This window comes from Haloimpatiens lingqiaonensis (assembly GCF_901447495.1).
Lineage (GTDB): Bacteria > Bacillota > Clostridia > Clostridiales > Clostridiaceae > Haloimpatiens > Haloimpatiens lingqiaonensis.
On record NZ_CABDWS010000148.1, the window covers coordinates 1 to 2,610 of the forward strand.

2 protein-coding genes are annotated in these 2,610 nt (G+C 29.3%); both read left to right on the forward strand.

Features of this window, described 5'->3' with window-relative positions; all coding sequences use genetic code 11:
• The first annotated feature begins 30 nt into the window (after window positions 1-30).
• Window positions 31-1,419, forward strand: a complete 1,389-nt coding sequence (locus tag FGK85_RS14960; protein ID WP_138207936.1) for a tRNA nucleotidyltransferase/poly(A) polymerase-related protein — start codon at window positions 31-33, stop codon at window positions 1,417-1,419.
• A 24-nt stretch (window positions 1,420-1,443) separates the two neighbouring features.
• The gene (fsa, locus tag FGK85_RS14965; protein WP_138207938.1) at window positions 1,444-2,088 is read left to right on the forward strand and encodes a fructose-6-phosphate aldolase; all 645 of its coding nucleotides are present in this window, start codon (window positions 1,444-1,446) and stop codon (window positions 2,086-2,088) included.
• Window positions 2,089-2,610 lie beyond the last annotated feature (522 nt).

The following is a 2,610-nucleotide window of genomic DNA, read 5'->3' on the forward strand; positions in this document are numbered from 1 at the left end:
TAAAAAATTAGAAGGGTCTAGGTTGATTTTATGAATGATATAATAAAGATTTTAAAAGAATTTTCAATAAAAGAAAATAAAAATTTGTATATAGTAGGTGGATACATAAGAGATAAGTTGATGAATTCAAAAAGTCCATCGGAAGATATAGATATAATTTATGAAGGAGACATAAAAGAGCTGAGGGATTATTTGGGCTTAAATGAACAAGATATATATCCATTAAAGGCAGAAATGGGTGTGTATAGGGCTATAGTAAAAGGAAAAATCATTGACATGAGTAATTTAAAGGGAAAAAGTATAGAGGAGGATTTAGTAAAGAGAGATTTTACGGTAAATTCTATAGCACTTAATTTGAGAGATAATTCTATAATAGATCCTTTTCAAGGAAGAAAGCATCTAAGAAATAGATTGTTGAAAGAAACAAGCAGCGAAAGTATTAAAAATGATAGGGTTAGGATACTTAGGGGAATTAGGATGACAATAAAAAACGGAATGCATTTTTCTAAAGAAACGGAAAATACCGTAATAGCCCAAAGTAAATATTTAAAGGAATGTACTAAGGAAAGAGTGTTTAGTGAATTCATGAAAATAATAAGTTGTGATGAGTTTGGGGATGCATTTAGCATATTAGATACTTATGGTGTTTTAAAACATCTTATTCCCTATGTGGAAGAGCATAAGACCATAGGAAAATGTAAATACCATGCAACGGATGCTTTTACTCACATGAACACCTCATATAAGGCTTTTAAGCAATTAATAAAAGGTGAAATAAAGGTAGAGGGGTTAAATTTAAATTCCTTAGCTAAAAAAATAGGAGAATTTAATTTAGAACATTATATGGCGTTTGCTATATTCAGTCATGATATAGGAAAATATCCTTGCTATAAAGAAGAACAGGGGAAAGTGAGTTTTTTAAATCATGAGAAGGTTGGAGCTAAAATAATAAATGAATTTTGCAATTTTTGGAGATTTCCTAAGGAAGCCAACAGGATAATTACTAAGGTTGTGGAAGGGCATATGTACCCTTTAGGATTGTTCAAGAGCCAATCAAAAGATCATAAAAAGAGTTTCTACAAGTTTTTTAATAAATATAAAGAATTTACTCCATATATATTGATGGCATCCTTTTGTGATATATATGCAACTAATATTTTTGCTAATAAATATGATGAGGGTTGTAAATATAAGGAATTTATAGAGAATTTTTTAAGAGAATATAGCATTTACATGGAAGTTAAAGCTAATCCTATACTCCATGGGAACGAATTGGTGAAGATATTTAATTTAGAGAATGAACAAATAGGAGAAGCCTTACTAGTGTTAGAGGAAATGAAATATAGGGGATTGATAGAAAGTAAAGAACAAGCAGTGAATTTTTTAGAAAAAAGGTGTATAATAAGAAAGAATATTTGAAAACGATACAAGGAGGAATACAGCGTGAAATTTTTTATTGATACAGCTAATGTGGAAGAAATAAGAAAAGCTAGCGAACTTGGAATAATAGATGGAGCAACAACTAATCCATCTCTTATAGCAAAAGAAGGAAGAGATTTACAAGAGGTTATTGCAGAGATTTGTTCAATAGTAGATGGACCTATAAGTGCTGAAGTTATGAGCCTTGATGCAGATAACATGGTTAAGGAAGCAAAAGTACTTTCTAAACTTCATGAAAATGTAGTAATTAAAATACCAATGTGTGAAGAAGGATTAAAGGCAGTAAGCAGACTTTCTAAAGAAGGAATAAGAACAAATGTAACTTTAATTTTCTCAGCTCAACAAGCATTACTTGCAGCTAAAGCAGGAGCAAGCTTTGTAAGTCCATTTATAGGAAGACTTGATGACATAGGAAATGGTGGAATGGCTATAATAGAAGATATAGCTGAAATATTTGCTATATACGGTATAGAAACAGAAATAATAGCTGCCAGTGTAAGAACTCCAATGCATGTTTTAGAATGTGCAAAAGCAGGCTGCGATATAGCTACAATACCTTATAAAGTTATAATGCAAATGGTTAAACATCCATTAACCGATGCAGGGATAAAGAAATTTATTGAGGACTATGAAAAGTCACAAAAATAAGTTCTAATATTAACCTTATAAAAGGTGTATTATAAGTAAATCCACAGGTATCTGGTCCTGTGGATTTTGTTAGAAGTGGGAGTGTTACGGCAGGTAGTCATCGGATAAAAATTATTATTTTATAACTGTGAAAGTTGAATTTGTAACTTTTGAATATATATTAGGAAAAAGGATAAAATTGAGAATATATATTAGTAAAAAAGGATAGAATTAAGAAAAGAATTAACATAAAAGTTATGCAATCCACATAAACTTAACAGGTTATTAACATGGTAAATGTGGATAATGTGAATAAGTTTTGTGCAAATAGTCAGAGAAAACCATTAGAATTATTTAAACATGCAATTTGAATTTTAAACAAGTTGTCCACAAAAGTTGTGGATTAAATGTTGATAAATGTGGATAAGTGTGAGTTATGCACATTTATATTATAAATTTATATAGAAACTTAAGAATTATTATAAATTTTTAATATAAAAATAAAATGAATAACTTGTAATAAGGTTATAATTACCGTATAAT

Excerpts from the sequence above, each read along its gene's own strand:
- FGK85_RS14960 (WP_138207936.1), top strand. The coding sequence starts at position 31 with ATGAATGATATAATAAAGATTTTAAAAGAATTTTCAATAAAAGAAAAT.